A 22840-nucleotide genomic window follows, 5' to 3' on the forward strand; every position below is an offset into this window, starting at 1 on the left:
CCTTCGAGGGCCCCGTTTTCGTTGTCGAGGATATTACGCCAGCGCCACTCAGCCGCCCAACACCTGGTCCAGGCGCGCCAGCGCCTCGTCAAGCTGGGTGGCCGTGGTGCCGAAATTGAGCCGCGCAAAGCCCGGCCAGCCGAAGTCGGCGCCATCCGACAGCGCGACCCCGGCTCGCTCGAGCAATGCCTTGGCCGGCGACTCCTCGCCACCCAGGGTCGACTGGCGCAGATCGAGCCAGGCCAGATAGGTCGACTCGGGGGCGCTGAAGCCCACGCCGGGCCAGCCAGCGACGCGCTCGACCAGCGTCTGGCGGTGGCCACGCAGTACCGTCAACAACTCCTGGCGCCAGGGCTCGCCGTGGCGATAGGCGGCCTCAGCCGCCACCAGCCCGAGCACATTGGCGTCCGGCATCAATCCCTTGGCGGTATCACGAAAGCGCTTTCTCAGGCCGGCGTCGGGGCAAATCGCGCAGGCAGCGGTCAGCCCAGCCAGATTGAAGGTCTTGGACGGCGCCCACAGAGTGATGATGCGATCGGCCAGCGCCGGGAAGGCGGCGGCCAGGGGCTGGTGGCGCGCTCCTTCGTCGAGCAGCAGGTCGCAGTGCAGCTCGTCTGAGACCACGATCAACCGATGACGCTCGACCAGTTCGGCGAGTCCTTCGAGCTCTTCGCGGCGCCAGGCTCGTCCGGTGGGGTTGTGGGGCTGGCACCACAGAAGCAGCCGGGTCCGCTCGGTGATCGCCGCCTCCAGCGCCTCGAGGTCCAGCGACCAGGGCTCGCCCGGCGCCTGGGGCGGGCGCATGGCTGCCTGCTGGGGCTGGCGCCCGGTGCGCCTGGCCACCTGCAAGAACGGCGGATAGATAGGCGTCACCGTCAGCACCCCATCGCCAGGCTCGGTAAAGGCCAGGCTCGCCAGGTGCAACGCCGGTACCACCCCCGGCAGCCAGTGCTGCCAGCGGGCCTCGATGTCCCAGCCATAGTGGCTGGCACTCCAGTCGATCAGCGTCTGTTCCAGACTTTCCGCCACCAGACCGTAGCCAAAGACGCCGTGATCGATGCGCGCCGACAGCGCCTCGACCACCGCCTCGGGCGAGCGGAAGTCCATGTCCGCGACCCACAGCGGCAGGACGTCATCACCGTGGCGGTGCCACTTCTGTGACGGCCAATGTGGCGAACGATCATCACCGCGGGGCTGTCGTCGATCGATCGGCGTGGCAAAATCGGGTTTCATGGTCATCTCCCTGACGATGGCTGGTCGGTTGCCAGGATACCCTGGCCAAGCACTTGAAGGACGCTTCCCCCATGACAAGCACCATGCCGCATCACGGATTCTTCGCCAAGGTATGCCGAGGAATGCCTGCCCTGATCGGCCAGTGGCTGGCGCTTGGACGCGGCGACCCCGATCGCCTGGCGCTGATCCTGGCAGAAACCGCCCGGGTCGCCGGCCTCGGCGACCCGGGAGAGACCCCGGACGGCGCCACACTGGAGCGCTGGGCCGCCGCCGACAACGACGAGATCCCACCCCACTGGGCGGTGCGTACCGCGCTGTTCCTGCTGGTCCAGATGCCTGCCCGGCCGACACCCGGCGATGAGCCCGAGGCCTGCGCCTGGGCCTACTGCTGGCTGCGCAATCGCACCTTCGACAGCCGCGACGCCGCCGTCGACGCCCTGCCGGAACACCTTCGCCAACCACTGGCGGCCGCGGTGACCGCCGCCTGGGTCGATCGTCAGGGGCTCAGGCTGGTCTAGGCACCGCGCTAACGACGCCGCCGGGTCGGCCGCTTCGGCCGAAAGCCGTCGGGCTTGGTCGACAGCCATTCGACGAAGGAACGAATCTCCGGATGTGCCAGCAGCGCCTCGCGGCTGCGATAATGGTCGGCCAGCTCACGCTCGCTCAGCAGCGCGTGAAGATGGCGGTGGCAGCCATGGCACACCCACAGGATCGCCGTCAGGCGCTCGACGCGATCGTGGCGCTTGCGATAGCGCGCCTTGCCGTGCAGCGAACGCGGTATCAGATGATGCTTGGTCAGGGGCGCCCCTCGCGCGCACAGCTCGCAGCGCTCTGGCCTCGGGGGCGGCGACAGCTCGGTCATGGTCATCTCGCTTGAACCTGGTCACCAGATACCTACGATAACCCAAGGAACCCCCTCCCCTCATGGACGTCCCCCTTCATTGGCAACTGGCCAAACTGCTTATCTCCGTCGGCGTCGTGCTTGGCCTGTCGGTCATCGCCGAACGGGTCAGCACCCGGGTCGCCGGCCTGCTCTCCGGCTACCCACTGGGCACCGCCATCGCACTGTTCTTCATTGGCCTGGAGCTGTCGCCCCAGTTCGCCAGCGACAGCGCCGTACACACCCTGGCCGGCTTCACCGCGACCCTGGCACTGGGCGGCGGCTACCTGCTGGCCGCACGCGGTGACGGGCTCAAGGGCGTGGCCCAGGGAACCGCGGGTGGCCTTGCCGCCTGGCTCGCCGCCAGCAGCCTGCTGACCCAGGTCGATTTCAGCCGCCTCGGTGGCACCCTCACCACCCTGGTCGCCATCATCGTCTTCACCTGGCTGTATCGCCGGGTCCCCGACGTCAAGGCCACCCCCAAGGGCGGTTTCTCCTGGCCGGCGCTGGCGCTGCGGGCAGGGCTCGCCGCGGGTATCATCTTCCTGATCACCGGCCTCGCCCATGTGGTGCCGAGCGCCTGGGCCGGGGTCATGGCGGCGTTCCCGGTGACCATGTACCCGTTCCTGGTGATCCTCCACCTGACCCAGGGGGCAGCGCCGGTGGCCACGGTCATCAAGCACTATCCTGCGGGCCTGGGCTCGCTTCTGTGCTACGCCCTGGTGGTGTCACTGACCTACGCAAGCCTCGGCCTGTGGCCAGGCACCCTGCTGGGCTTCGCCGCCGCCACCCTATGGCTGTTGTCGTGGATGCGAGTGCAGCAGTGGTGGGCAGGCCGCCGAAGTTGAGAGACAAGGGCTGAGCTAAAGGCTGAGCCAAGCGTTGAGCCAAGACGGGCGCGCCGACGCCCGCATCTTGACCTAGCGCTTGCTTGGGATAATCCTGAAACCCTGACATCACCACCACAACAAACGAGAACGCCCTATGCTGACCCGCACCATCGAGCCCGCCTTCTACGACACCGACGCCCTCGGTCACGTCAACAATACCCGCCTGCCGGCCTGGTTCGAGCTGGCACGCAACGACCTCTTCCGCCTGTTCACCCCGGACCTGGACCCGGCCAAGTGGCGGTTGATCATGGCACGCATGGAGATCGACTATCGCGCCGAACTCCACTATGGCCATGACATCGAGGTTCGCACTTACCTGTCACGCCTGGGCAACAGCTCCTTCACCGTGACCCAGGAAGCCCACCAGAAGGGCGAGCTGACCAATCTCGGCCACACCGTGCTGGTGCACTTCGACCACCAGACCAAGAAGGCGGTGCCGATTGAAGGCGAACTGCGCGAAGCCCTGATGGAGCACCTTCACGAACCGGAGATCGCCTGACCATGACCCCTGCCGTCAAGACGCTGGAAAAGGCCGGCAGACCGTTTTCCACCCTCAGCTACGAGCATGACCCGCGCTCGCCGGCCTACGGCGAGGAGGCGGCCGAGGCGCTGGGGCTGGACCCCGCGGCGGTGTTCAAGACCCTGCTGGCCAGCATCGATGGCCAGCGCCTGGTGGTGGCCATCGTGCCGGTGTCGCGCAAGCTCGACCTCAAGACCCTGGCCAAGGCGGCCAAGGGTCGCAAGGCCGCCATGGCCGAGGCTGAAGCGGCCGAACGAGCCACCGGCTATGTGGTCGGCGGCATCAGCCCGCTGGGTCAGAAGAAGCGTCTGGCCACCTTTATCGATGACAGCTGTCACGACCACAGCCAGATCCACGTCAGCGGCGGACGCCGCGGCCTGGAAATCACCCTGGCCCCGGACGACTTGATCGCGCTGACCGATGCCCAGGTGGTGGCGCTGGCGAGATAGCCCTTCGAGACAGCCCCGTTCCCGGTAAAAAGACCGGCCGAACAAGCGTCAAAATGGCAAAAATGCTAGGGTGGAGCCATATCGACACCAGAGGTGCCCATGGCGATCCGCTACACCCTGTGGCTGGACCCGGACGACAAGGTCCGCCATCGCGCCGCCGAGGCCAGCCTGGAAGCCTTCTTCCTCGAGCGCTTCGCCGACTATCCGCACATTCGCTTGTTCGGCGCCGATCCCTACGATTATGATGCCCCGTTCAATCGCCTCTACGACGTGCTGATCGCACGCGGCGCCGAGTTCATCGAGCGCGAGCAGGCCTACGTCCCCACCCCGGAACAGCTCAATCGTGCCTTCTTTCGCGCGGTGGGGCGCTCCACCAAATTCGTAAGAGACAACCCCGATGGTGATCCGTCCTGACACGCCCCCCGATGCCGCCCAGACGGCGATCATCGCCGAGCAGCTCGGTCGCGAGCCCCGCGGCATCGAGGCCCTTGCCGCCACCGACGGCGAAGGCACTCCGCTGGTGCTGCGCATGGCCCCGATCGTCGACGGCAAGCCGTTTCCCACCCTGTTCTGGCTAAGCTCCGAGCTGCTCAAGGTGGAGCTGTCACGGATCGAGGCAGCCGGCGTGATCAAGTCGCTGGAGGCCCGGCTAAAGGAAGATGACGACTTCCGTGCGGCCTACCATGCAAGCCACCAGGACTACATCGCCACCCGCTGGGCGCACATGAGCGCCGGGCAGCGTGCCGAGGTCGAGCGTCTGGGCTATGACAAGGTGCTGCGTGAACGCGGCATCGGCGGCATCGCCAACCACGATCAGGTGCGCTGCCTGCACACCCAGTACGCCCATCACCTGTGCGGCAACAATGTGATCGGCCAGTGGGTCGACGAGCACTACGGCATCATCGATCTATTGCCCTGAGCTGCTCGCAGACAAGCGCTCTCCCCCTTCACGCCGCGACAGGAAGAACGTTCCATGGCCCAGATCTGTGTCTATCTTGGTTCACGCCAGGGCGAAGATCCCCGCTTTCTCGAAGATACCCGCGCCTTCGGCCGGCGCCTGGCCGAACGCGGCCATGGCCTGGTCTACGGTGGCGCCAGTGTCGGCCTGATGGGCGCGCTGGCCGATGCCACCCTGGAGGCCGGTGGCCAGGTCATCGGGGTCATGCCCCACCACCTGGTTGACCGGGAACTGGCCCACGATGGCCTGACCGAGCTGATTCGTGTCGGCGACATGCACGAGCGCAAGGCCCAGATGGCGGCCAACGCCGACGCCTTCGTGATGCTGCCGGGCGGGATCGGCACCCTGGAGGAATTCTTCGAGACCTGGACCTGGCGCTACCTCGGCCTACACGCCAAGCCCATCGGCATTCTCGACACTTGCGCCTTCTATCGCCCTTTGCTTACGTTCCTCCACGCCGGGGTGGACCAGGGCTTTCTCGACACCGCCACGCTCGATACGCTGATCAGTGCAGCCAACCCCGACGCCCTGCTGGAGGCGCTCGAGGCCCGCCTGGACAAGCGCTAGGCTCCTGCGTCCAGGCGGCTTCTCAGCCGCCTCGTCGACCTCTCATTTCATCATGGAGGATGTCCGATGTACGCCATGCAGCAAGACGGCGACCGCCTGATCTGGCGGTCCACCGACGATCTCCCCGCCCCCCAGGCCAGAGAAGTGCATATCGAGGTGGCCTGGGCCGGCGTCAATCGCGCCGACCTGATGCAGCGCGCCGGTCAGTACCCACCGCCCCCAGGCGCCTCCGAGGTGCTGGGACTGGAAGTCAGCGGTAGCGTGGTGGCGCTCGGCCCCGAGGTCGAAAAGCTCCAGGTTGGACAGCAAGTGTGCGCGCTGCTCGCCGGTGGCGGCTACGCCGAGAAGGTCTGCGTGGACGAACGCCAGGTGCTGCCGGTGCCCGATGGCCTTGGCCTGCGCGAGGCCGCCGCCCTGCCGGAGGTCTACGCCACCGCCTGGCTGAACCTGTTCATCGAAGGCCAACTCGCCGAAGGCGAGCAGGTGCTGCTGCATGCCGCCGCCAGCGGCGTCGGTACCGCCGCGATCCAGCTGTGCCGCGAGTTCGGTCACCCCTGCTTTGTCACCGTGGGCAGCGATGAAAAGCTCAAGCGCTGCCTGTCGCTGGGTGCCAGGGCGGGCTGGAACCGCCACCAGGGCAGTTTCGTCGAGGCGGTCAAGGCATTCGGCGAGGTCAACCTGATCCTCGACCCGGTGGGGGCCAGCTATCTGGCCGACAATCAACGGGTGCTGGCCGCCGATGGACGAATGGTGGTGATCGGGCTGATGGGCGGACGCCACGCCGAGCTCGATATCGGCCGCCTGCTGATGAAGCGCCAGCGCCTGATCGGCTCGACCCTGCGGGCCAGGTCACCGGAAGACAAGGGCAGGATTCTGGGTGAACTCGCTCGCCACGTATGGCCAAGGCTCGAGCGCGGCGAACTCGCTCCGCTGATCGACGCCGACTGGCCCATCGAGGAGGTCGAGGCCGCCCACCAACACCTCGCCGACAATGCCAACACCGGCAAGCTGCTGCTGCGTGTCGCCGCCGATTGATCTCGCTCCCTGAAGGTTCACACCAGCGCACGTTATCCACAGACGGTCAGTCGGACCGGCTGTGGGTAACTGTTCAGGTAGGCAGGCTCCCAACAGCTCCATAGAGAGCGGCGCCACATAGAGCGGCGCCATGGCGAAGCAAAGAGTGCGACAAAGAACGCGAGAAAGAGTGAGCGTCAGCGAGAGCGATAAACAGTGAGCGTCAGCGGCGCGCGCTGAGCTCCTGGGTGCGGGCAAAGGTCAACTGCAGAAGCCGGGCGTCCTCGCCGGCGCGATGGCGCTGGATGCCCCGCTCCTCGATCACCGACTCCTTGATGTCGCTCCACATCGCCATCTGGGTCTCGTCGAGCAACCGCCGCAGCGCTTCCAGGCGGAAGGCGGGAATCATGCCGGCGTGGTGGAACAGCAGCGACATCCAGGTGTTGTCGTACCCCCAGCTATCGCTGTAGGCGATGCCGATATCGTGCAGCTCATCGTTAAGCCAACGGGCGACGTGACGTACCGGATAGCCCTCGCGCTCGAGCCGGGCCCGGGATATCCCGTGCAGCAGCTCGGCCTTGGGATCCCAGTGGGTCCATTCCTCGAGGGGCTGAATCAGAAAGGCGCAGCAGCTGCCATCCGGCCGCGCCAGGCCGATCTCGATCGGGTAGCTGCCGCGCCCGAATCCAGAGGCTTCGATATCCAGCAGAGTCGGTAACACCACAGGCAGCAAACCTCGTCGTGACAGTCGGCCAAAACGCCTCCCCGACGTCACCCGACAACGAAAACCGTACCCGAGGCCCAAACTACCAGCGGCGGCCAGGGAATCCTGAACCGCCGCTCGTCTCGGCCTCACCGGGACCCGTGCGCGACCCAACCGTCGCGCCTGATACCTCTAGTGTCGCTGTTGGGCTTCCGCTTTGTCCAGCGTGACACCGTCTTGCCTGGTGGACTGCCCCGGAACAGGCTGTCCATTGGCCAGGGCGCTATTGGCCGAACCTGGCGAGGCCTGCCGTGCCAAGGTTTGCTCTGACGAGGCCTGCCCTGGAGAAGCCAGCACCGCCCAGTAGGCGGCACGCTCTGGATCCACCGGTAGCGACAGCTCACCATCCCGGTAGGCGCGCTCCAGGCGCGCCGCCGCCAACGCATGACCCGCTTCCCCGGCCCGGGCGTACCAGGTCACGGCGTGGTCGTGGCGCGCCGGGTACAGCGCGCAGCCATGTTCGTGGATCTGGCCTGCCTGGTACTGCGCCCTGACGTCCCCGCCATGGGCGGCCTGCAGCACATAGCGAGCGCCGCGTGCCTTGTCCTGGGGTGCCCGTGACCGGTGAAACAGCATGTGCCCGTACAACGACAGTGCTGCCGGGTGTCCGGCGTCCGCACAGCGTTGAAACAGACGCATGGTCAGCCTCTGGGTTCGCGGCGAGCGGGGCAACCAGCGAGTGTGAAACAACTGCTGGGCCAGACGGTACTCGAGCCGCGTCTTCAGTGACGATGCCTGCTGCATGGCAACAACCTTGAGTCCAAAGGATGGAAGTCGGACCGGACACCTCCTGTGTCGCGGGCGATCTCCTGTTGAATCGACGGTGCCACGGACTCCTCCGCGGCAACGGGGTGGCAAGCATACGCCTGGCCCGATACGGACTCAACCCCCGGGATTTGGCGACCCCTGTCGGCCAAAGGTACCATCTCGATGCTTTGCAGCAAAAACGGTCCGGCGGCGGCGCTGCGCCCCCCTGACAAAGGCCTACCACAAGGAGTCCCCATGCAGATCCGTCCCCTTGGCAACACCGGCATCGACGTCAGTCGCCTGTGCCTTGGAACCATGACCTTCGGCGAGCAGAACACCGAGGCCGAGGCCCATGCCCAGCTCGACCGCGCGGTGGCCTTCGGCGTCAACTTCATCGACGCCGCCGAGATGTACCCGGTGCCGCCCAAGGCCGACACCCAGGGACTGACCGAGAGCTATGTAGGCTCCTGGCTCAAGGGCCGCCAAAGCCGCGACGACGTGGTCATTGCCACCAAGGCTGCCGGCCCCGGTATCAAGCACATCCGCGGCGGACCTCGCCTGACTCGCGCCCATCTTCATGAGGCCATCGACGCAAGCCTTGCACGCCTGAACACCGACTACGTCGATCTCTACCAGCTGCACTGGCCGGACCGTTCGACCAACTTCTTCGGTCGCCTGGGCTATAACCACGACGAGGACGAGCAGGCCACCGATCTGGAAGAGACACTGTCGGCCCTCAAGGAACTGGTCGATGCCGGCAAGGTACGTGCCGTGGGTCTGTCCAACGAGACACCCTGGGGCGTGATGCGCTGCCTGCAACTGGCCGAGTCCCTGGGCCTGCCGCGGGTCGCCTCGATACAGAACCCCTACAACCTGCTCAACCGGACCTTCGAGGTGGGGCTGGCAGAGATCGCTCACCGCGAACAGGTGGGACTGCTGGCCTACTCACCGCTGGCCTTCGGTGTGCTGTCGGGCAAGTATCTGGACGGCGCCCGTCCGCCTGGCGCCCGCCTGACCCTGTGGGACCGCTTCAGCCGCTACAGTTCCGATCAGGCGATCGATGCCACCCGCGCCTACGTCGAACTGGCCCGCGAGCACGCCCTGGACCCGGCCCAGATGGCGCTGGCCTACGTCAACTCGCGCTCCTTCCTGACCAGCAACATCATCGGCGCGACCACCATGGAGCAGCTCGAGAGCAACCTCGCCTCGGAAGCCCTGGTGCTGGCCGACGAAGTCATCGAAGGCATCGAGGCCATCCATCACAGGCTGCCCAACCCCAGCCCCTGAAGCGGCCTCGCCCCCCCAGCCCCGGCCTCAAGTAGAGAACAACGCCTGCCCTTGCCGGCAGGCATGCCCTCTTTACTATGGCGTCCATAGCCTCGCCCTCGTCCCGAGCGGCGGCGGGGCTTGGTACAATGACGGCCACTTGCCAATTTTCCCTACCTGACATCAGGAGCACGCCCATGCTCAGCGTGATCTCTCCGGCCAAGACGCTGGACTTCGAGACCCCGGCCACCACCGATATCCACAGCGAGCCCGACTACCTCGACCGCTCCCGCGAGCTGATCGACATCCTGCGCGACTACAGCCCGGCCCGCATCTCGGAGCTGATGGGCGTCAGCGACAAGATCGCCGGACTCAACGCGGCGCGCTTCGGACAGTGGCAGACCCCGTTCACTCCGGACAACGCCAAGGTCGCCGCCCAGGCCTTCCAGGGCGACGTCTACGTCGGCCTGCAGGCCGACGCCTTCGATGAAGCCGACAACCGCTTCGCCCAGGATCATCTGCGCATCCTGTCGGGCCTCTATGGCCTGCTGCGCCCGCTGGATCTGATCCAGCCCTATCGCCTGGAAATGGGCACCCGTCTGGAAAACGCCAAGGGCAAGGACCTCTACGCCTTCTGGAAGCCGCTGCTGACCGAGGAGCTCGACCGGGCGGTGGCACAGAGCGGAACACCTGTGCTGGTCAACCTGGCCTCCAACGAGTACTTCAAGGCCATCGATGCCAGAAAGTTCAAGGCCGAAGTGGTCACCCCGGTGTTCAAGGACTGGAAGAACGATCGCTACAAGATCATCAGCTTCTACGCCAAGAAGGCCCGGGGACTGATGGCCGCCTGGATGATCCAGCAACGCCTGGACGACAAGGAAGGGCTCAAGGACTTCGACGTGGCCGGGTACCGCTTCAACGCCGCCGAGTCCGAGGGTGGCACCCTGGTGTTCACCCGCGACAACCCCGCCTGAGTCGCGCCGCCGCTACGCCGGTAGCGCTCGTCCGTGCGCCGCAGATGGTGCACGGTGCCACCTTTCAGCGATCATGAAGGCGTGGCTTTATTGACTGGCTTGGCTGGCGCGCCAGCTGTGATCCTCAGGGCGCCAGCCGCAGCGACCGGGACGCCCTGGGGCGCAGCAGTTCACGATGCACCTCGCGAAAGGTCGCGTCGTCACAGCGTTCCAGCCATTCGTAGGCCACCATGTCGGCGCTGACTTGCCAGGCGCCGGCCTGTCTTGCGCGCTCGCCGGCAAGTCTCGCTTCATCGCTGCGGCGACTGACGCAGCCTTCGACCAGCCAGAACAGCTCGACACCCCGTTCCAGCAGGCCAAGTGCCGTCTGCAGCACACAGATATGGGCTTCGGCCCCGGCAATCACGACCTGACGCGGTGCAGCCGCCTCGAAGGCCTGTGCAATATCGCGCTCCCGGCAGGCGTTGAAGTGACTCTTGGTGAACCAGCGGGTGCTCTGTGGCAGGGCACATTTCAGTCGCGGCTCGGTCGCCCCGAGCCCCTGAGGATACTGCTCGGTCACCCACACAGGCACCTCCAGGCGCTCTGCCACGGCCGCCAGCCAGCCGATCTCGGTGATCGCCTGATCCCCTCTTTCCACCACCGGCATCAATGCCGTCTGCACGTCGACCACCAGCAGCAGACTGTCACTACGTTCGATCAGCATGGGGTCTCCTCGACTTTTCGTTGTACACGGCTTCCCGCGGCGCCCGTTATCGCTAGAATGGACGAGCGACGTGCCTCTGACCACCAGGGTCAAAGGCCCAGACTGGCCAATGCAGGCCGAACTACGGAGATGTCTTCGATGCGTCACCTTCTCGTGATGATCCTTGTCGGCGTGATGGGCTTCGGCCTTGCCGTCGACAGCGCCGACGCCCGCCGCCTGGGTGGCGGCAAGAGTGTTGGTTCCTACTCGCGCCAGGCCAGCCCCAGTGCGACCCAGTCGCAGAACACCGCTCGTCCCAACGCCGCCCCGACCGCCGGCAAGAAAAGCGGCCTGATGGGCGGTATGCTCGGCGGTCTGCTGGCCGGCAGCCTCCTCGGCGCGCTGTTCTTCGGCGGCGCCTTCGATGGCCTCGGCATGGTCGACCTGCTGCTGATGGCAGGCGCGGCCTTCCTGCTGTTCAAGCTGCTGGCACGGCGGCGCACGGCCACCGCATCGGCGGGAGGCGGTTCATCCGGCATGCACCGTGAACAGCACCAGAGCTCACCGTTCAACATGCCAGGCTCCGCCGGAGGTCTCGGTGCCCACAGCGCAGGCACTCAGACCGGAGGGCCTCAGGGAGACCCCGCCTGGTTCGACCGTGAACGCTTCCTCGGCGGCGCCAAGGAGCACTTCATGACCCTGCAGCGGGCCTGGGACAACAACGACCTGCCGCGCATCCAGGAGTACGTGACGCCGGAACTCTACAACCTGCTGCGCGAACAGCGGGCCCAGGAGCCGGCCAACAACCAGACCGAAATCGTGCGCCTGTTTGCGGAGCTCGGCGGCGTTCAGGAGTTCGCCAACCAGGCCGAGGCGCGGGTGCTGTTCCACGGCGTGCTCAAGGAAAACGGCAGCGAAACCGAGTTCAACGAGACCTGGCACCTGATCCGCGAAATGCGTGACGATGCCCCCTGGTACATCCAGGGCATCGAGCAGAACGGCTGATCATCGTCGCTGCCTGCCGCCCTCAGCGGCGGGCAGTGATGGCCACCCAGCCCACAGATAGGCAACGCAAAAAGGCCGAGATCCTGGATCTCGGCCTTTTTGTGTTTCTGACGGGCTCAAGGGCCGGTGGGTGCGTCTGAAGGCGCCATGAAGGCGCCAAGCCTGACCAAACCGGGCCTGTAGAACCGACGCCCGGAGCAAAAGCCCCGACCAGAAGGTTCGACTTACTGGGCCGCCTCGTCGGTCGCCTGCTCGACCTCGTCACCGGCTTCCTCGACCGCCTGACCCGCACTTTCGGCAGCCGCATCGGCCCCCTGTTCGGCATCACCGGCCATATCGCTCAGGGCATTCTGGGCGTCCTCTGCCAGATTGCTCATGCCCTCCATGGCCTCGTTGGCCTGCTCTTGCACGGCATCAGCAGCATCACCCAGCGCTTCCTGAGCGTCGTCGACCAGGTTGGAGGCTCCTGCGGCAGCCTCGTCGGCCTGTTGCTCGGCGTCCGCGGCGGTTTCGTCCATCGCCTGCTCGGCGTCCTCGGCCTGCTGCTCGGCATCGGCGGCGGCTTCATCCATCGCCTGTTCAGCGTCGGCAGCAGTTTCATCCATCGCCTGCTCCGCCTCTTCGGCCTGCTGTTCGGCATCGGCAGCGGCTTCATCCATCGCCTGCTCAGCGTCGTCGGCGGTCTCGCTCATCGCCTCTCCGGCGTCCTCGGCCTGCTGCTCCGCTTCGGCGGCGGCTTCATCCATCGCCTGCTCGGCATCGTCGGCGGTCTCGCTCATCGCCTCTCCGGCGTCCTCGGCCAACTGCTCCGCTTCGGCGGCGGTCTCCTGCGCCTGCTCTTCCACCGCTTCGCGTGCATCGTCCACCTGAGCGCCAGCGTCTTCGGCCGCGTCGTCCTCGCAACCCGCCAGTACCAGCATCATGGACGCCACAGCGCTGGCCAGGGCCAGACGACGAAACATTCCTTGCTTCATGAAGCACCTCCAGGAGAAAAATTTGTAACTTCCCCGTTTACATTAGAGTGACAATCGCGACTTGGCTAGTACCGACAGCATCAATGATGCCATGCAAGTGCCGGCCCGGACCCAGCGCAGCAGCGCCGACGACGTCCGGGAGCGATGGTTATCACCATGTGACAAGGTGTTGTCGAGAGACAGAACTACTTGAGTGGCACTCTGGCATTCAGAGGCTGCAGCGGCCGGTTATTGGCGTCCCCGATCGCAGCAGAGAACGACTCGACCTGATCAGATGAAATATCCTGCGTGCTCTGCATGATCACCCAGCGGACGCCTTCGGAGCAGGGTGGAGTGGTCAAGGAACCGTTCAGGCGATAGTAGTCATGCTGGGCCGGCAACATCTGCGTGAAGTTCACGGTATCGGTTACGTCGGCACGTTCACCGGCGGTATCCGGCAGGCTATCGGCAAGCGAGCGCAATGCTGCATTTTCCTCGCCTTCCTCGAACAGCACCGTGACTACCGCCAGGTTGCCGTCCTTGTCGCTGTGCACCAGATGCGCTTCCAGCGGGAAACGTTGTCCGTCTACCGTGTGCTCGGAAGGCGCGTGAAAGTGCATCTGCTGCAGGGTGAAGAGATCCCCATCAAGCGTCAGCGTGTTGCCCTCGGGGGAGGCTACCTGCACCGTGTGGCCATTGTTGAAGACCCTGGTCCCGGTGGTCGCGTAGTCAAGTTGTAGCGGTGGAAGTTCGGCATCGATAGCGCCGTCGATATCGACGGGCGACTGGTTGCGACCCAGGCCACACATACTGAAGTCGTCGTCGATGTCAGCCCAGTGGGCAGGTCCCGTGTCTCCCGTGTAGGACCAGTGTGACGTTTCGGGCGCGGCGGCCATCACTGCCTGGGACATCATCAGGCCGCTCAGTGCCGCCGCAATCTTGATCCGCTTGATCATGAAACAACTCCGTTGCACACAGAAAAGGCCTGCCCCTAGGGGACAGACCTCTTATCCTGATACTCCTCAGCGGCGAAGACAGGCGACATCACCGACCCACAAGGTCAGTGTGAGCAGCCCCGTCCTTCACGCTGCCTCTTTCGGCATAGCGCCGCTGACGGTGACGCCTGTTACATCAGTTGGTGGCTTCCTCGGCCGACTCTTCCATCTCTTCGCCCATGTCTTCCATGGACTCACCGGCATCCTCGACCGCCTGATCCATTTCCTCGCCGGCCTGCTCGGCAGGGCCTTCCTCTTCGCAGGCGGCCAGACCACCCGCCATCATGGCGACCACGAAAGCCATTCCGAAACGACGCATCATGCTGTTTTTCATAACATCTCCTTGTCTAAGACGTTGGTCTTGATTCCCTTTCACCCTAGCGCTGTCGGTTGACCCTGGCCAGGGTCCAGGGACGCTCACAGAGGGTTCAAGCCACAACCCTAAGTCTACTTGACTCTAGCAGGCGGCACGCGCTTCGCACCGTATCCGAGGAAACCATCAGAAGGGATAGTCGCGAGGCTCGTGCTGGACGCTGACCCATTGCACGGTTGTCATCTCGTTCAGCACCCAGTCGCCGTTGAAGCGGCCGATCCCGGAATTCTTCTCACCACCGAACGGCATGCCATCAATCGCCGTGCCGTTGCCGTTGCCGTCGCTAATCTGACATCCCTTCAAGCTCCGATGCCACCACTGCGCTCTTTATCCAGGTGATGAAGCTCCTGACCTTATGGCGTCTCAGGTGAGCGTGAGGACAGACGATCCACAACGATGACTGCCACACCGAAGGCGGACTTGCTAACGGGCAGGTCAGGGACCCAGCGGCCATCTCGCGTGCTGCGATAACGCCACTTTCCAGGGCGATGCCGGCGCCCTGCACGGCGAGGTCAATCGACATGTACGCACGATCAAACAGCACACGAGTCAGAGGCCTGCCGGGTTGATAGCCGATCCGAGCGAACCAGTCAGGCCACTGCACCAGATTCTTGACCGAATGAATCAAGCGGTACTGCTCGAGCTCGGCAATGGTCACCGATCCCGGGGCCAGATAGTCCGGAGAACACAGTGGCAACATCGGCTCATTGACCAGTCTCTCGGAGTGCAGTCCTGACCAGTTGCCATCGCCATGACGAATTTCGAGATCGATGTGTTCCTTCGTGTAGTCCGGTGGGTCGTTGGTCGCATCCAGACGAAGTTCGATATTCGGATAAGCCTCCAGAAACTCGGTGAGCTTGGGCACGATGCACTGGGTAGCAAAGGTCGGCGCAATGCGCACATTCAACACGGTAATTGCGTTGTGGCCGCGCAGATGTTCGGTGGCAGCCTCGATACGCTCCAACTCATCGTGAATCATGGCGAAGTAACGATCGCCCGCCTCGGTCAGGACCACCTTGCGACCGACACGATTAAACAATCGCGTACCAATGTGGTGCTCCAGGATCTGGATCTGCTGACTGATGGCAGATGGGGTTACGCCGATCGCCTGGGCGGCCTGCTGCATCGTGCCGGTTCGGGCGGTGGCATGAAAGGCCATGATGGCGCGCAGTGGAAGTGTCATTGTTTAGAATTCCTAACCTGAACCACCTTAAAAGTAATTTGTGCTTTACAGCCAGCCTAGCCTAGGCTGACTCAAGCGGCAGAACAAATACCTTTTACAAAAATTTTCCTTATTTAAAACAATAAGGTAAGCCGCTTGTTGCAAAAAATTGTCGATACAACAACACCTCCGGGAAACACCCGGCAGCTGGAGAATTCGCCATGAAGCATTCTTGCACCGCTCTCTCTGTCTTGTTGGCCGCGACCCTGGTCACCCACGCCGAGGCACGCGAGCTTCGCCTGGGCCACGCCTCCACTGAATCTAACCCTCGACACGATGCCGCTCTCTACTTTGCCAAGCGCGTGGAAGAGTTGTCCGATGGCGAACTGACCGTCTCGGTGAATGGCAATGCCCAACTGGGTGACGATGTCGAGATGATGACCGGATTGCGACTGGGCACCATCGACCTGTCCATCTCGAGTCAGGGGGCCCTGGCCAGCGTGGTAGAGGAATCGACGTTGATCGGACTGCCCTTTCTGTTCGAGGACTCTCAGGCCGCCTGGACGGTGCTCGATGGTGACGTGGGCGAAACCCTGAGCCAGAAGGCCTCCGATAACGGTATCGTGGTGCTGGGCTTCTGGGACAACGGCATTCGCCTGATCACCAACAGCGTTCGCCCAGTGGTCGAACCCCAGGATCTGGCGGGGCTCAAGATCCGCATTCCCCAGGACCCAATGGCCTCGGACATCTTTTCGGCGCTGGGCGCCAACCCGGTGCCGATCCCTTTCGCCGAGACCTATGTCGCGCTGCAACAGGGAGTGGCCGACGGCCAGGAAAACCCCGCCGTCAACATTCACTCCCAGAAGTTTCACGAGGTCCAGGACTACCTGTCACTCTCCCACCACAAGTACGAGTTTCTGCCGCTTCTGGCCAGCCAGGTCACCTGGGGAAGTCTGACCGAGGCGCAACAACAAGTTCTGCGCCAGGCGGGGCGCGAATCCACCGACTTCCAGCGCAATGACGCCTACCAGGCGAATCAGGACCGGCTGATCGAAATTGAAGCCAGTGGCACCGAAATCAGCGAAGTGAATACCGAAGCCTTCCAGGCCGCGGTGGCCCCGGTATACGACAAGTGGCGCAAGGAATATCCGGAGTTTGTCAGCCAGCTCTCCGCTGCCGCCAAGCAGGCAAGTGAGTAATGGCGGTGGTCTCGTCTCAAACAGGGCGGGAGACATCTCCCGCCCTGGCGGTCGTCCATTTCATCGACCGAGGCATCCTGCTGCTGGCACAGGGAGTCGGGCTGATCGCCATGGTGGCGTTGTTCGTCGCGGTCTTCGCCGGCGTCATGCTGCGCTACTTGAGCGATCAGGGAGCTGCCTGGGTGAACGAGGTGCCCTATCTGCTGTTCCCTTGGCTATGTGCCAGCGGTATCGTCATCGCGGCTCAGCTCGGGGCGCACATCCTGGTTGAGTTTCTCGTCCATCAACTGCCCGAGCGTATGGCGCGACGCCTGGTGCTCTTCACCCAGGGGCTGTCCGCCGGTCTGTTCGCCTTCCTGGCGTTCCATGGATTGACGATCATCCAGATCACTTCGGCAGAGCGCTACCCCACCCTTGGGCTACCCACCGCCTACGCGTACAGCGCCCTGGTGGTCGCCTGCGCACTACTCGCCGTGACTGCCATCACCACGCTGCTGCTGGCCGTTCTCAGCGAAAGACCGCCAGGAGAGTTGCGAAAATCCGAAATCTCGTCGGAGGGAGCGTCATGACCCTGACCATGCTTTTCGGCTTCGCGGTGTTGATGGTGCTTGGGCTGCCTGTGGGTTACGCCTTGATTCTCAGCGCGACCATCGCGCTGGTCATCATCGGTGATCTGCCCAGTACTGTGATCCTGCTGAAGGTGTTTCAACCACTGCAGAACTTCGTGCTGATCGCGATCCCCTTCTTCATTCTATCCGGTGCGTTGATGATGACCGGCTCGCTGGGCCAGCGATTGATCGCCTTTGCCACCCGTCTGGTCGGGCGCTTCCGGGGCGGTCTTGGTCAGGTCAACGTGGCGGGATCGGCGTTGTTTGGGGGCGTCTCCGGCTCTGCGGTAGCCGATGCTTCAGCGATTGGAGGCATGCTGATCCCGTGGATGTCCCGAGAAGGTTATCCACCGCCCCTGTCTGCCGCGATCACCGCCTCATCCTCGATCATCTCGGTTCTGATCCCGCCGTCGATTCCGTTGATCCTGTACGCCACGGTATCCAACGAGTCGGTCGCGGGCCTGTTTGTGGCTGGCATCGTGCCGGGATTGATGCTGGTACTGGGACTGGCGTTCGTCTGCTGGTTGATGGGCTATCTGCGCGACCTGCCCCTTTTCAGCGGCGACGACAACAGCACCTCGCTTGGCCGAGCTCTGGCAACGGCGGCACCGGCCATCTCGCTGCCATTGTTGATCGTATTGCTGCTGCGTTTCGGCATCGCCACCCCCACCGAGGTCAGCGTACTGGCGGTGGGTTATGCCCTGCTACTGCGCGTGGCCATTTACCGCGACCTGACCGTCAACGCTTTTGTCACCAGTCTGCTGGCCACCCTGGTCACCACCGGCGTGGTGATGATCGTCATCGCCGCCTCGAATCTGGTGGGGTATGTGCTGGCCTTCGAGAATATCCCCTCCCGGGTCTCGGACTGGGCTCTGACGGTCTTTTCCGAGCCTTGGCAAATCATCCTGATGATGAACCTGGCGATGTTGATCGTCGGCATGTTCATCGATCTGTCGGCCGCCATTCTGCTGCTGGCCCCACTGTTCGTGACCATGGCCAATGCCATCGGCCTCAACCTGACCCAATTGGGGGTGATGATGACGATCAATCTTGCGATCGGTCTCTTTACCCCTCCCGTTGGCACGACGCTGTTCATCTCGTCGGCAATCGCCAAGGTCAATGTCGGTGCCGTCGCGCGTGAACTCTGGCCGTTCTATCTGGTGGCCGCCTCTGTGCTGCTGCTGGTGGCATTTGTGCCCTCCCTCACCACTTTCCTCCAGGAGAGTTAGTCATGAATCTATATCCCAAACTGGTCCAGCTGGCCGACAAGGACACCCCCATTCGCGTCGGGCTGATCGGCTCCGGCAAGTTCGGCTCCATGTTCCTGTCCCAGATCCGACACATTCCCGGCATGCACCTGCTCGGCATCGCCGATCTGGACCGAGCGCGCGCCAGAGCGGCCTTGGTCAACACCGGCTGGAACGCCGATGCCAGTACCACGGACTGCCTGGATGACGCCCTGAAAAGCGGCAAGACCTGCCTGACAGAGGATGCCGAAGAGTTGGTCCGCCATGGCGCCCTTGATGTAGTCATCGATGCTACCGGCAATCCCTCGGCAGGTATCCGCCATGCGCTTCTGGCGGTGGACAACGGCAAGCACATGGTGATGGTCAATGTCGAAGCCGATGTTCTCGCAGGTGCCTACCTGGTGGAGAAATTCAATCAGGCCGGCCTGGTCTACTCGATGGCCTACGGGGACCAGCCGGCCCTGGTGTGCGAAATGATCGACTGGGCCAGAACCTGTGGCTTTCGCGTGGTGGCGGCGGGCAAGGGCACCAAGTACCTGCCCAGCTATTCGTCTTCGACCCCGGATACGGTCTGGGAGCACTACGGTCTGACCCCGGAGGAGGCTGCGGCAGGCGGCATGAACCCGCAGATGTTCAACTCGTTCCTCGACGGCACCAAGTCCGCTATCGAGATGGCGGCCATCTCCAACGCTTCAGGTCTGATCGCACCCAAGGAGGGTCTGAGTTTCCCCCCGGTGGGCGTCCATGACCTGCCTCGGATTCTCAAGCCACGCGCCGAAGGCGGCATTCTCGAACAGGCCGGCATGGTCGAGGTCGTCTCCAGCGAGGAACGCGACGGCCGCCACGTCTTCGGTGACCTGCGCTGGGGGGTGTACATCACCTTCGAGGCCATGGAAGACGCGGGCCAGGGCGCAGACTACGTGCGACGGTGCTTCCGCGAGTACCAGGTCATGACCGACCCCAGCGGGCGCTACGCCACCTTGTTCCGGCCATCGCACCTGATCGGCCTGGAACTCGGAGTCAGTGTGGCCAGCGCGGCCATTCGCAATGAGCCAACCGGCACCCCCACCGGCCTGAATTCCGACGTGGTAGCTGTCGCCAAAAAGCCGCTGAGTGTCGGCGAGAGACTGGATGGGGAAGGCGGCTACACCGTCTGGGGGCGTGTCACCAGAGCGGTTGATTCGCTCAAAATGGGCGGTCTGCCTATCGGGTTGGCTCACGGCATGACCCTCAAGCGCGAGGTTCCCGAAGGCCAGGTGGTCAGCTGGGACGACGTGAATATCACCGACTCCCAGGCGGTGCGCGTTCGTCGCGAGATGGAAGATGTCTTTCGCCAGCGCCTGAACGGTCATCGCTGAACGCTACGTCAGTATCACCGGCACGGGGGCTTGCCCCCGTGCCGCTCGGAGCTCCCCGAAATGATCTACGTCATCGCCAGTTCCATTGCCAGACCATTATATCTGAACGACTATCGCGCCTCTCTGCTTGGGCTCGTGGCCCCGACCCGCAAGGAACCTGGCTGTCTGCTCTACGACCTGCACTGCAATCGCGACAACCCGACCCACTTCATCTTCTATGAAATCTGGGACAGCCAGGCGGCCTTAGACTCCCACTCGGAGTCTAGACACTTGACTGATCATCTCGAGCGCAGCAAGGACTGGGTCGCGTCAAGCGAACTTCATCTGCTAAAGCGCATCGCTTGATTGTGAGTGAAGTGCCCATTGGCGTTATGCTGTAGGAAGTTCTCTCATCAGCGCGGTGTCCACCGCTCCCGGCATCTCCCCTGGCCAGGACCGAAGCTGCGCAGCACCATCTTCCCGTCAGGTAAAAGCCCATGGACGCCTCAGACCTCAGGTTCTTTCTGGCCGTGTGCGAGGCCGGTAGCATGAGCGGCGCCAGCGAGGCGCTGTTCACGGTCCAGTCCAACGTCACATCCCGCATCCGAAAGCTTGAAGACGAGCTGGGTACCACGCTGTTCGTGCGCGGTGCCCGCGGGGTGGCGCTCACTCCGGCGGGAGAGCGCCTGCTGCCCCATGCACGCCGAGTCAGCATGGCGCTCAGAGACGCTTCGGCCTCCGTATCCGACAGTGACACCCTGGCGGGCCGACTGTCGATCGGGGCGCTAGAGACCACGACCGCCAGCCGGCTGTCGCCTTATCTGGCGGCATTTACTCGGCGCCATCCCGACGTCGATCTGTCCATCATTACCGGGACTTCCCGGGAACTGGTCGATCAGGTGCTGGCCGGCCGCATCGACGGGGCCTTCGTCGGCGGTCGGGTCTACCACAAGGAGATCGAGGACCAACCCATCTTCAAGGAGGAACTGGTGGTGGTCGCGGCGAAAGAACACCGCGATCTGAGCGACAGCCTGGGGATGGCCAATCTCAAGCTTCTGGTGTTGCGTCCCACCTGTGTTTACCGGACCTTGCTCGAGACACTGCTGATCCGCAACGATATTCGGGACTACCGGGTGCTTGAGTTCGCCACCCTGGAGTCCATCATCGGCGGCATCTCCGCCAATATCGGCATCAGCCTGCTCCCTCGCTTTTTGATCGACAACACCTACGCCGGCTATCCGCTGTCGGTGCATGCCATCGATCCCTCCCTGGCCATCATGGAAACCACGTTCATCAGCGCCAGAGAGCGCCCCAGGGCGGCGGCGCTGCGCGCCTTTCTCGACATCGTTCGCCCAGACAATCTGCTGCGTCACCCGACGAGCCATCTCATGTCGCGATAGCACCTGCGGTTTTATTTCATTAGTCCGTGGCGGCGGGGCTGCCTAGAGTGCGATTTCCTCCTCGTTGTCGGGTCATCGCACATGAAAGGGAACGCTGTAACCGCCCCCTCCTTCCCCATCCGGTCGCTCGCCGCCGCCTTTCTCGCCGTGCTGGTCGGTGTGGGTCTCTCTCGCTTTGCCTACAATCCGCTGATGCCGGCGACCATCCTCGCAGGATGGTTCAGCCCCTCCCACGCCATGTACTTCGCGGTGGCCAATCTGGCGGGCTACCTGCTGGGCGCCCTGACGGCCCCGAAGCTTGCGACCCTCGTCGCCCCCCACAAGCTGCTCAGGCTGTCCATGCTCGTCGCAGCCGCCGTCTTCTTCTGCTCGACCACTCCGCTGTCCTTCACCTGGTTCTTCACGCTGCGCTTTGTCTCCGGCGTCGTCGGGGCCTTCGCCATGGTGCTGTCGGCCTTGACAGTACTCCCCCTGATCCGGGAGCGTTATCAAGGCGTTGCGTCGGGCATCATCTTTGCGGGTGTCGGGCTGGGTATCGTCGTTTCCGGTTCGCTGATTCCCTACCTGCTGACCAGCGGACTGGCCTCAACCTGGGCCTACCTCGGTGCCATCGCACTGGTCGCCTGTCTCTTCAGCTGGTCCTGGTGGCCCCAGGCCGTATCGACAACCCCGCCGATCGCTGCGGAAGTCCGCCGGCATTCGCTGCCGGAGCGGAGCTTCAGCGCCACCTTTACCGTCTACTCACTTGTGTCATGTGCTCTGGTCGGCCACATGATCTTTCTGGTGGACTTCCTCTCGCGAGGCCTGGGGCACAGCATCCAGGTCGGCAGCACCCTGCTGATCGTGTTCGGCATCGGTGCCGTCGGCGGCCCGATCGTGGCCGGAAGAATGTCCGATGCCGTCGGCATCATCGCCACCACGAGACTGATGATCGTTCTGTGCATTCCCTCCATCGGCGTACTGGCCATGGATGCCTCCTTGATCGGTATCGCCCTGTCGTGTCTTGTAACGGGCTCGGCGGTGACCGCGATTCCCTCGGTGGTGCTGGGCAGAATCAAGGAATTGACCAGATCGCCCATCAGACGCCGCCAGGCCTGGGCCACGGCGACGGCCTGCTACGCCATCGCCCAGACCACCACCAGCTTCTTTCTGGCGGAAACACTTCGCTTCAGCGGTGAACGCTACGACCTGCTGTTTCTTATCTGTACCGCCTTGATGGGGATCGCTCTCGCGATCCAGCTGCTGGCCGACCACCCTCGGCGCCATCGGCTGCCCTGCGAAGGCCCCTGAACGGGGGCCTTGAACGACACCGGTGAAGGAAGGCCTCCCCCACGCCAACGCGGTTCTCGCCGCCACCATCGCCTACCCCTTCGTACCAGCGGATCGGAGCGGCTGAAGCGCCCTCCCTACCCCAGCCCACGGATAGGCCGGGCTGATGCTTGCGATCATCATGATGTTCGAATCAGCGGAATACCGGCGACAAAACTGACCCCTGTCAGCAGAGCTGAATCGAGACAGCCATAGACTGAATCTCGACGGGAAGACATCAAGCCACTTTTCAAGCCGCTTTGCTTCTTAAGCTCGCCGACACCCGAGCCGCACGCTCGCCGACGCC

General features: G+C 63.8%; 27 protein-coding genes and 1 pseudogene. 18 read left to right on the plus strand and 10 right to left on the minus strand.

The features are described from left to right. Positions 1-48: 48 nt before the first annotated feature. On the minus strand, positions 49-1233 hold the full coding sequence (locus NFH97_RS06000; protein WP_287163316.1) for a MalY/PatB family protein: 1185 nt from the start codon (positions 1231-1233) through the stop codon (positions 49-51). 83 nt (positions 1234-1316) lie between these two features. Between NFH97_RS06000 and NFH97_RS06005 the strand changes: the two genes are divergently transcribed. Then, positions 1317-1751, plus strand: a complete 435-nt coding sequence (locus NFH97_RS06005) for a hypothetical protein (protein WP_287163453.1) — start codon at positions 1317-1319, stop codon at positions 1749-1751. A gap of 8 nt (positions 1752-1759) precedes the next feature. On the opposite strand, the gene NFH97_RS06010 is transcribed toward NFH97_RS06005, so the two are convergent. Next, the gene (locus NFH97_RS06010; RefSeq protein WP_249743018.1) at positions 1760-2095 is read right to left on the minus strand and encodes a hypothetical protein; all 336 of its coding nucleotides are present in this window, start codon (positions 2093-2095) and stop codon (positions 1760-1762) included. A 62-nt stretch (positions 2096-2157) separates the two neighbouring features. Between NFH97_RS06010 and NFH97_RS06015 the strand changes: the two genes are divergently transcribed. The 7 genes from NFH97_RS06015 to NFH97_RS06045 all read left to right on the plus strand — a co-directional run bounded on the left by NFH97_RS06015 (position 2158) and on the right by NFH97_RS06045 (position 6532). Next, positions 2158-2961, plus strand: coding sequence for a hypothetical protein (locus tag NFH97_RS06015; protein WP_287163318.1), 804 nt, complete (start codon positions 2158-2160; stop codon positions 2959-2961). A 136-nt stretch (positions 2962-3097) separates the two neighbouring features. Next, a complete protein-coding gene (locus NFH97_RS06020; protein WP_045991349.1) occupies positions 3098-3502 on the plus strand; it encodes an acyl-CoA thioesterase in 405 nt (134 codons plus the stop codon). Between the two features lie 2 nt (positions 3503-3504). Next, positions 3505-3972: a Cys-tRNA(Pro) deacylase gene (gene ybaK / locus NFH97_RS06025; protein ID WP_045991350.1), complete on the plus strand. Its 468-nt coding sequence runs from the start codon at positions 3505-3507 to the stop codon at positions 3970-3972. A 99-nt stretch (positions 3973-4071) separates the two neighbouring features. After that, on the plus strand, positions 4072-4386 hold the full coding sequence (locus tag NFH97_RS06030) for a hypothetical protein (RefSeq protein WP_045991351.1): 315 nt from the start codon (positions 4072-4074) through the stop codon (positions 4384-4386). Then, complete coding sequence (locus tag NFH97_RS06035) at positions 4370-4891, plus strand: DUF501 domain-containing protein (RefSeq protein ID WP_108131195.1); 522 nt, start codon at positions 4370-4372, stop codon at positions 4889-4891. The genes NFH97_RS06030 and NFH97_RS06035 overlap by 17 nt, the downstream gene beginning before the upstream one ends. Before the next feature lie 54 nt (positions 4892-4945). Further along, positions 4946-5497 (plus strand): LOG family protein, encoded by a 552-nt coding sequence (locus tag NFH97_RS06040; RefSeq protein WP_287163319.1) that lies wholly within the window; start codon positions 4946-4948, stop codon positions 5495-5497. A 66-nt stretch (positions 5498-5563) separates the two neighbouring features. Then, positions 5564-6532: an NAD(P)H-quinone oxidoreductase gene (locus NFH97_RS06045; RefSeq protein WP_108131193.1), complete on the plus strand. Its 969-nt coding sequence runs from the start codon at positions 5564-5566 to the stop codon at positions 6530-6532. A 202-nt stretch (positions 6533-6734) separates the two neighbouring features. On the opposite strand, the gene NFH97_RS06050 is transcribed toward NFH97_RS06045, so the two are convergent. Beyond that, positions 6735-7241, minus strand: coding sequence for a hypothetical protein (locus NFH97_RS06050; RefSeq protein ID WP_108131597.1), 507 nt, complete (start codon positions 7239-7241; stop codon positions 6735-6737). Positions 7242-7562: 321 nt separating this feature from the next. Next, a pseudogene (locus tag NFH97_RS06055) lies at positions 7563-8018 on the minus strand (tetratricopeptide repeat protein); the annotation flags it as partial. A gap of 258 nt (positions 8019-8276) precedes the next feature. Here NFH97_RS06055 and NFH97_RS06060 point away from each other — a divergent pair. Together NFH97_RS06060 and yaaA are read left to right on the plus strand one after the other, a co-directional pair. Beyond that, positions 8277-9308 (plus strand): NADP(H)-dependent aldo-keto reductase, encoded by a 1032-nt coding sequence (locus NFH97_RS06060; protein WP_253555189.1) that lies wholly within the window; start codon positions 8277-8279, stop codon positions 9306-9308. Between the two features lie 176 nt (positions 9309-9484). Then, positions 9485-10261 (plus strand): peroxide stress protein YaaA, encoded by a 777-nt coding sequence (yaaA, locus tag NFH97_RS06065; protein ID WP_287163322.1) that lies wholly within the window; start codon positions 9485-9487, stop codon positions 10259-10261. A gap of 124 nt (positions 10262-10385) precedes the next feature. Here the strand turns inward: yaaA and NFH97_RS06070 are convergent, their stop codons facing one another. Beyond that, positions 10386-10967 carry an isochorismatase family protein gene (locus tag NFH97_RS06070; protein ID WP_287163323.1) on the minus strand — a complete coding sequence of 194 codons (582 nt, stop codon included), beginning with the start codon at positions 10965-10967 and terminating at the stop codon, positions 10386-10388. A gap of 138 nt (positions 10968-11105) precedes the next feature. Between NFH97_RS06070 and NFH97_RS06075 the strand changes: the two genes are divergently transcribed. Beyond that, positions 11106-11951 (plus strand): Tim44 domain-containing protein, encoded by an 846-nt coding sequence (locus NFH97_RS06075; RefSeq protein ID WP_045991358.1) that lies wholly within the window; start codon positions 11106-11108, stop codon positions 11949-11951. A 224-nt stretch (positions 11952-12175) separates the two neighbouring features. On the opposite strand, the gene NFH97_RS06080 is transcribed toward NFH97_RS06075, so the two are convergent. The 5 genes from NFH97_RS06080 to NFH97_RS06100 all read right to left on the minus strand — a co-directional run bounded on the left by NFH97_RS06080 (position 12176) and on the right by NFH97_RS06100 (position 15455). Beyond that, positions 12176-12925, minus strand: coding sequence for a hypothetical protein (locus NFH97_RS06080; protein ID WP_052704223.1), 750 nt, complete (start codon positions 12923-12925; stop codon positions 12176-12178). 185 nt (positions 12926-13110) lie between these two features. Beyond that, positions 13111-13860: a carbonic anhydrase gene (locus NFH97_RS06085; RefSeq protein ID WP_249742988.1), complete on the minus strand. Its 750-nt coding sequence runs from the start codon at positions 13858-13860 to the stop codon at positions 13111-13113. A 175-nt stretch (positions 13861-14035) separates the two neighbouring features. After that, positions 14036-14233 carry a hypothetical protein gene (locus NFH97_RS06090; RefSeq protein WP_222515712.1) on the minus strand — a complete coding sequence of 66 codons (198 nt, stop codon included), beginning with the start codon at positions 14231-14233 and terminating at the stop codon, positions 14036-14038. Positions 14234-14398: 165 nt separating this feature from the next. Continuing rightward, on the minus strand, positions 14399-14575 hold the full coding sequence (locus NFH97_RS06095; protein ID WP_287163325.1) for an aldehyde dehydrogenase family protein: 177 nt from the start codon (positions 14573-14575) through the stop codon (positions 14399-14401). Further along, positions 14556-15455: a LysR substrate-binding domain-containing protein gene (locus tag NFH97_RS06100; protein WP_287163327.1), complete on the minus strand. Its 900-nt coding sequence runs from the start codon at positions 15453-15455 to the stop codon at positions 14556-14558. Before NFH97_RS06100 ends, NFH97_RS06095 begins: the two co-directional genes overlap by 20 nt. A 200-nt stretch (positions 15456-15655) precedes the next feature. On the opposite strand from NFH97_RS06100, the gene NFH97_RS06105 reads away from it, so the two are divergent. From NFH97_RS06105 to NFH97_RS06135, 7 genes are all read left to right on the plus strand, one after another. Beyond that, positions 15656-16633 (plus strand): TRAP transporter substrate-binding protein, encoded by a 978-nt coding sequence (locus NFH97_RS06105; protein WP_287163328.1) that lies wholly within the window; start codon positions 15656-15658, stop codon positions 16631-16633. After that, positions 16633-17202 carry a TRAP transporter small permease gene (locus tag NFH97_RS06110; protein WP_287163330.1) on the plus strand — a complete coding sequence of 190 codons (570 nt, stop codon included), beginning with the start codon at positions 16633-16635 and terminating at the stop codon, positions 17200-17202. The genes NFH97_RS06105 and NFH97_RS06110 overlap by 1 nt, the downstream gene beginning before the upstream one ends. Beyond that, complete coding sequence (locus tag NFH97_RS06115) at positions 17199-18470, plus strand: TRAP transporter large permease (RefSeq protein ID WP_287163331.1); 1272 nt, start codon at positions 17199-17201, stop codon at positions 18468-18470. Before NFH97_RS06110 ends, NFH97_RS06115 begins: the two co-directional genes overlap by 4 nt. 2 nt (positions 18471-18472) lie before the next feature. Then, positions 18473-19846 (plus strand): NAD(P)H-dependent oxidoreductase, encoded by a 1374-nt coding sequence (locus NFH97_RS06120; protein ID WP_287163332.1) that lies wholly within the window; start codon positions 18473-18475, stop codon positions 19844-19846. Between the two features lie 60 nt (positions 19847-19906). Then, entirely contained in the window at positions 19907-20191 is a 285-nt protein-coding gene (locus NFH97_RS06125) for a putative quinol monooxygenase (protein WP_287163334.1), read from the plus strand. Positions 20192-20322: 131 nt separating this feature from the next. Then, positions 20323-21225, plus strand: coding sequence for a LysR family transcriptional regulator (locus tag NFH97_RS06130; protein WP_287163336.1), 903 nt, complete (start codon positions 20323-20325; stop codon positions 21223-21225). Positions 21226-21306: 81 nt separating this feature from the next. After that, the gene (locus tag NFH97_RS06135; RefSeq protein ID WP_287163337.1) at positions 21307-22515 is read left to right on the plus strand and encodes a YbfB/YjiJ family MFS transporter; all 1209 of its coding nucleotides are present in this window, start codon (positions 21307-21309) and stop codon (positions 22513-22515) included. Positions 22516-22840 lie beyond the last annotated feature (325 nt).

Origin of the sequence: Halomonas sp. SCS19, assembly GCF_040147015.1 — a bacterium.
In the GTDB taxonomy this organism is placed as follows: Bacteria; Pseudomonadota; Gammaproteobacteria; order Pseudomonadales; family Halomonadaceae; genus Halomonas; species Halomonas litopenaei.

Bases quoted from the DNA above. Each gene is read 5' to 3' on its own strand.
- NFH97_RS06015 (WP_287163318.1), top strand. From the start codon at position 2,158: ATGGACGTCCCCCTTCATTGGCAACTGGCCAAACTGCTTATCTCCGTC.
- NFH97_RS06045 (WP_108131193.1), top strand. From the start codon at position 5,564: ATGTACGCCATGCAGCAAGACGGCGACCGCCTGATCTGGCGGTCCACC.
- NFH97_RS06070 (WP_287163323.1), bottom strand. From the start codon at position 10,967: ATGCTGATCGAACGTAGTGACAGTCTGCTGCTGGTGGTCGACGTGCAG.
- NFH97_RS06020 (WP_045991349.1), top strand. From the start codon at position 3,098: ATGCTGACCCGCACCATCGAGCCCGCCTTCTACGACACCGACGCCCTC.
- NFH97_RS06040 (WP_287163319.1), top strand. From the start codon at position 4,946: ATGGCCCAGATCTGTGTCTATCTTGGTTCACGCCAGGGCGAAGATCCC.
- NFH97_RS06085 (WP_249742988.1), bottom strand. From the start codon at position 13,860: ATGATCAAGCGGATCAAGATTGCGGCGGCACTGAGCGGCCTGATGATG.
- NFH97_RS06010 (WP_249743018.1), bottom strand. From the start codon at position 2,095: ATGACCGAGCTGTCGCCGCCCCCGAGGCCAGAGCGCTGCGAGCTGTGC.
- NFH97_RS06100 (WP_287163327.1), bottom strand. From the start codon at position 15,455: ATGACACTTCCACTGCGCGCCATCATGGCCTTTCATGCCACCGCCCGA.
- NFH97_RS06080 (WP_052704223.1), bottom strand. From the start codon at position 12,925: ATGAAGCAAGGAATGTTTCGTCGTCTGGCCCTGGCCAGCGCTGTGGCG.
- NFH97_RS06120 (WP_287163332.1), top strand. From the start codon at position 18,473: ATGAATCTATATCCCAAACTGGTCCAGCTGGCCGACAAGGACACCCCC.
- NFH97_RS06090 (WP_222515712.1), bottom strand. From the start codon at position 14,233: ATGAAAAACAGCATGATGCGTCGTTTCGGAATGGCTTTCGTGGTCGCC.
- NFH97_RS06125 (WP_287163334.1), top strand. From the start codon at position 19,907: ATGATCTACGTCATCGCCAGTTCCATTGCCAGACCATTATATCTGAAC.
- ybaK (WP_045991350.1), top strand. From the start codon at position 3,505: ATGACCCCTGCCGTCAAGACGCTGGAAAAGGCCGGCAGACCGTTTTCC.
- yaaA (WP_287163322.1), top strand. From the start codon at position 9,485: ATGCTCAGCGTGATCTCTCCGGCCAAGACGCTGGACTTCGAGACCCCG.
- NFH97_RS06130 (WP_287163336.1), top strand. From the start codon at position 20,323: ATGGACGCCTCAGACCTCAGGTTCTTTCTGGCCGTGTGCGAGGCCGGT.
- NFH97_RS06060 (WP_253555189.1), top strand. From the start codon at position 8,277: ATGCAGATCCGTCCCCTTGGCAACACCGGCATCGACGTCAGTCGCCTG.
- NFH97_RS06135 (WP_287163337.1), top strand. From the start codon at position 21,307: ATGAAAGGGAACGCTGTAACCGCCCCCTCCTTCCCCATCCGGTCGCTC.
- NFH97_RS06005 (WP_287163453.1), top strand. From the start codon at position 1,317: ATGCCGCATCACGGATTCTTCGCCAAGGTATGCCGAGGAATGCCTGCC.
- NFH97_RS06105 (WP_287163328.1), top strand. From the start codon at position 15,656: ATGAAGCATTCTTGCACCGCTCTCTCTGTCTTGTTGGCCGCGACCCTG.
- NFH97_RS06115 (WP_287163331.1), top strand. From the start codon at position 17,199: ATGACCCTGACCATGCTTTTCGGCTTCGCGGTGTTGATGGTGCTTGGG.
- NFH97_RS06035 (WP_108131195.1), top strand. From the start codon at position 4,370: ATGGTGATCCGTCCTGACACGCCCCCCGATGCCGCCCAGACGGCGATC.
- NFH97_RS06000 (WP_287163316.1), bottom strand. From the start codon at position 1,233: ATGAAACCCGATTTTGCCACGCCGATCGATCGACGACAGCCCCGCGGT.
- NFH97_RS06030 (WP_045991351.1), top strand. From the start codon at position 4,072: ATGGCGATCCGCTACACCCTGTGGCTGGACCCGGACGACAAGGTCCGC.
- NFH97_RS06075 (WP_045991358.1), top strand. From the start codon at position 11,106: ATGCGTCACCTTCTCGTGATGATCCTTGTCGGCGTGATGGGCTTCGGC.
- NFH97_RS06110 (WP_287163330.1), top strand. From the start codon at position 16,633: ATGGCGGTGGTCTCGTCTCAAACAGGGCGGGAGACATCTCCCGCCCTG.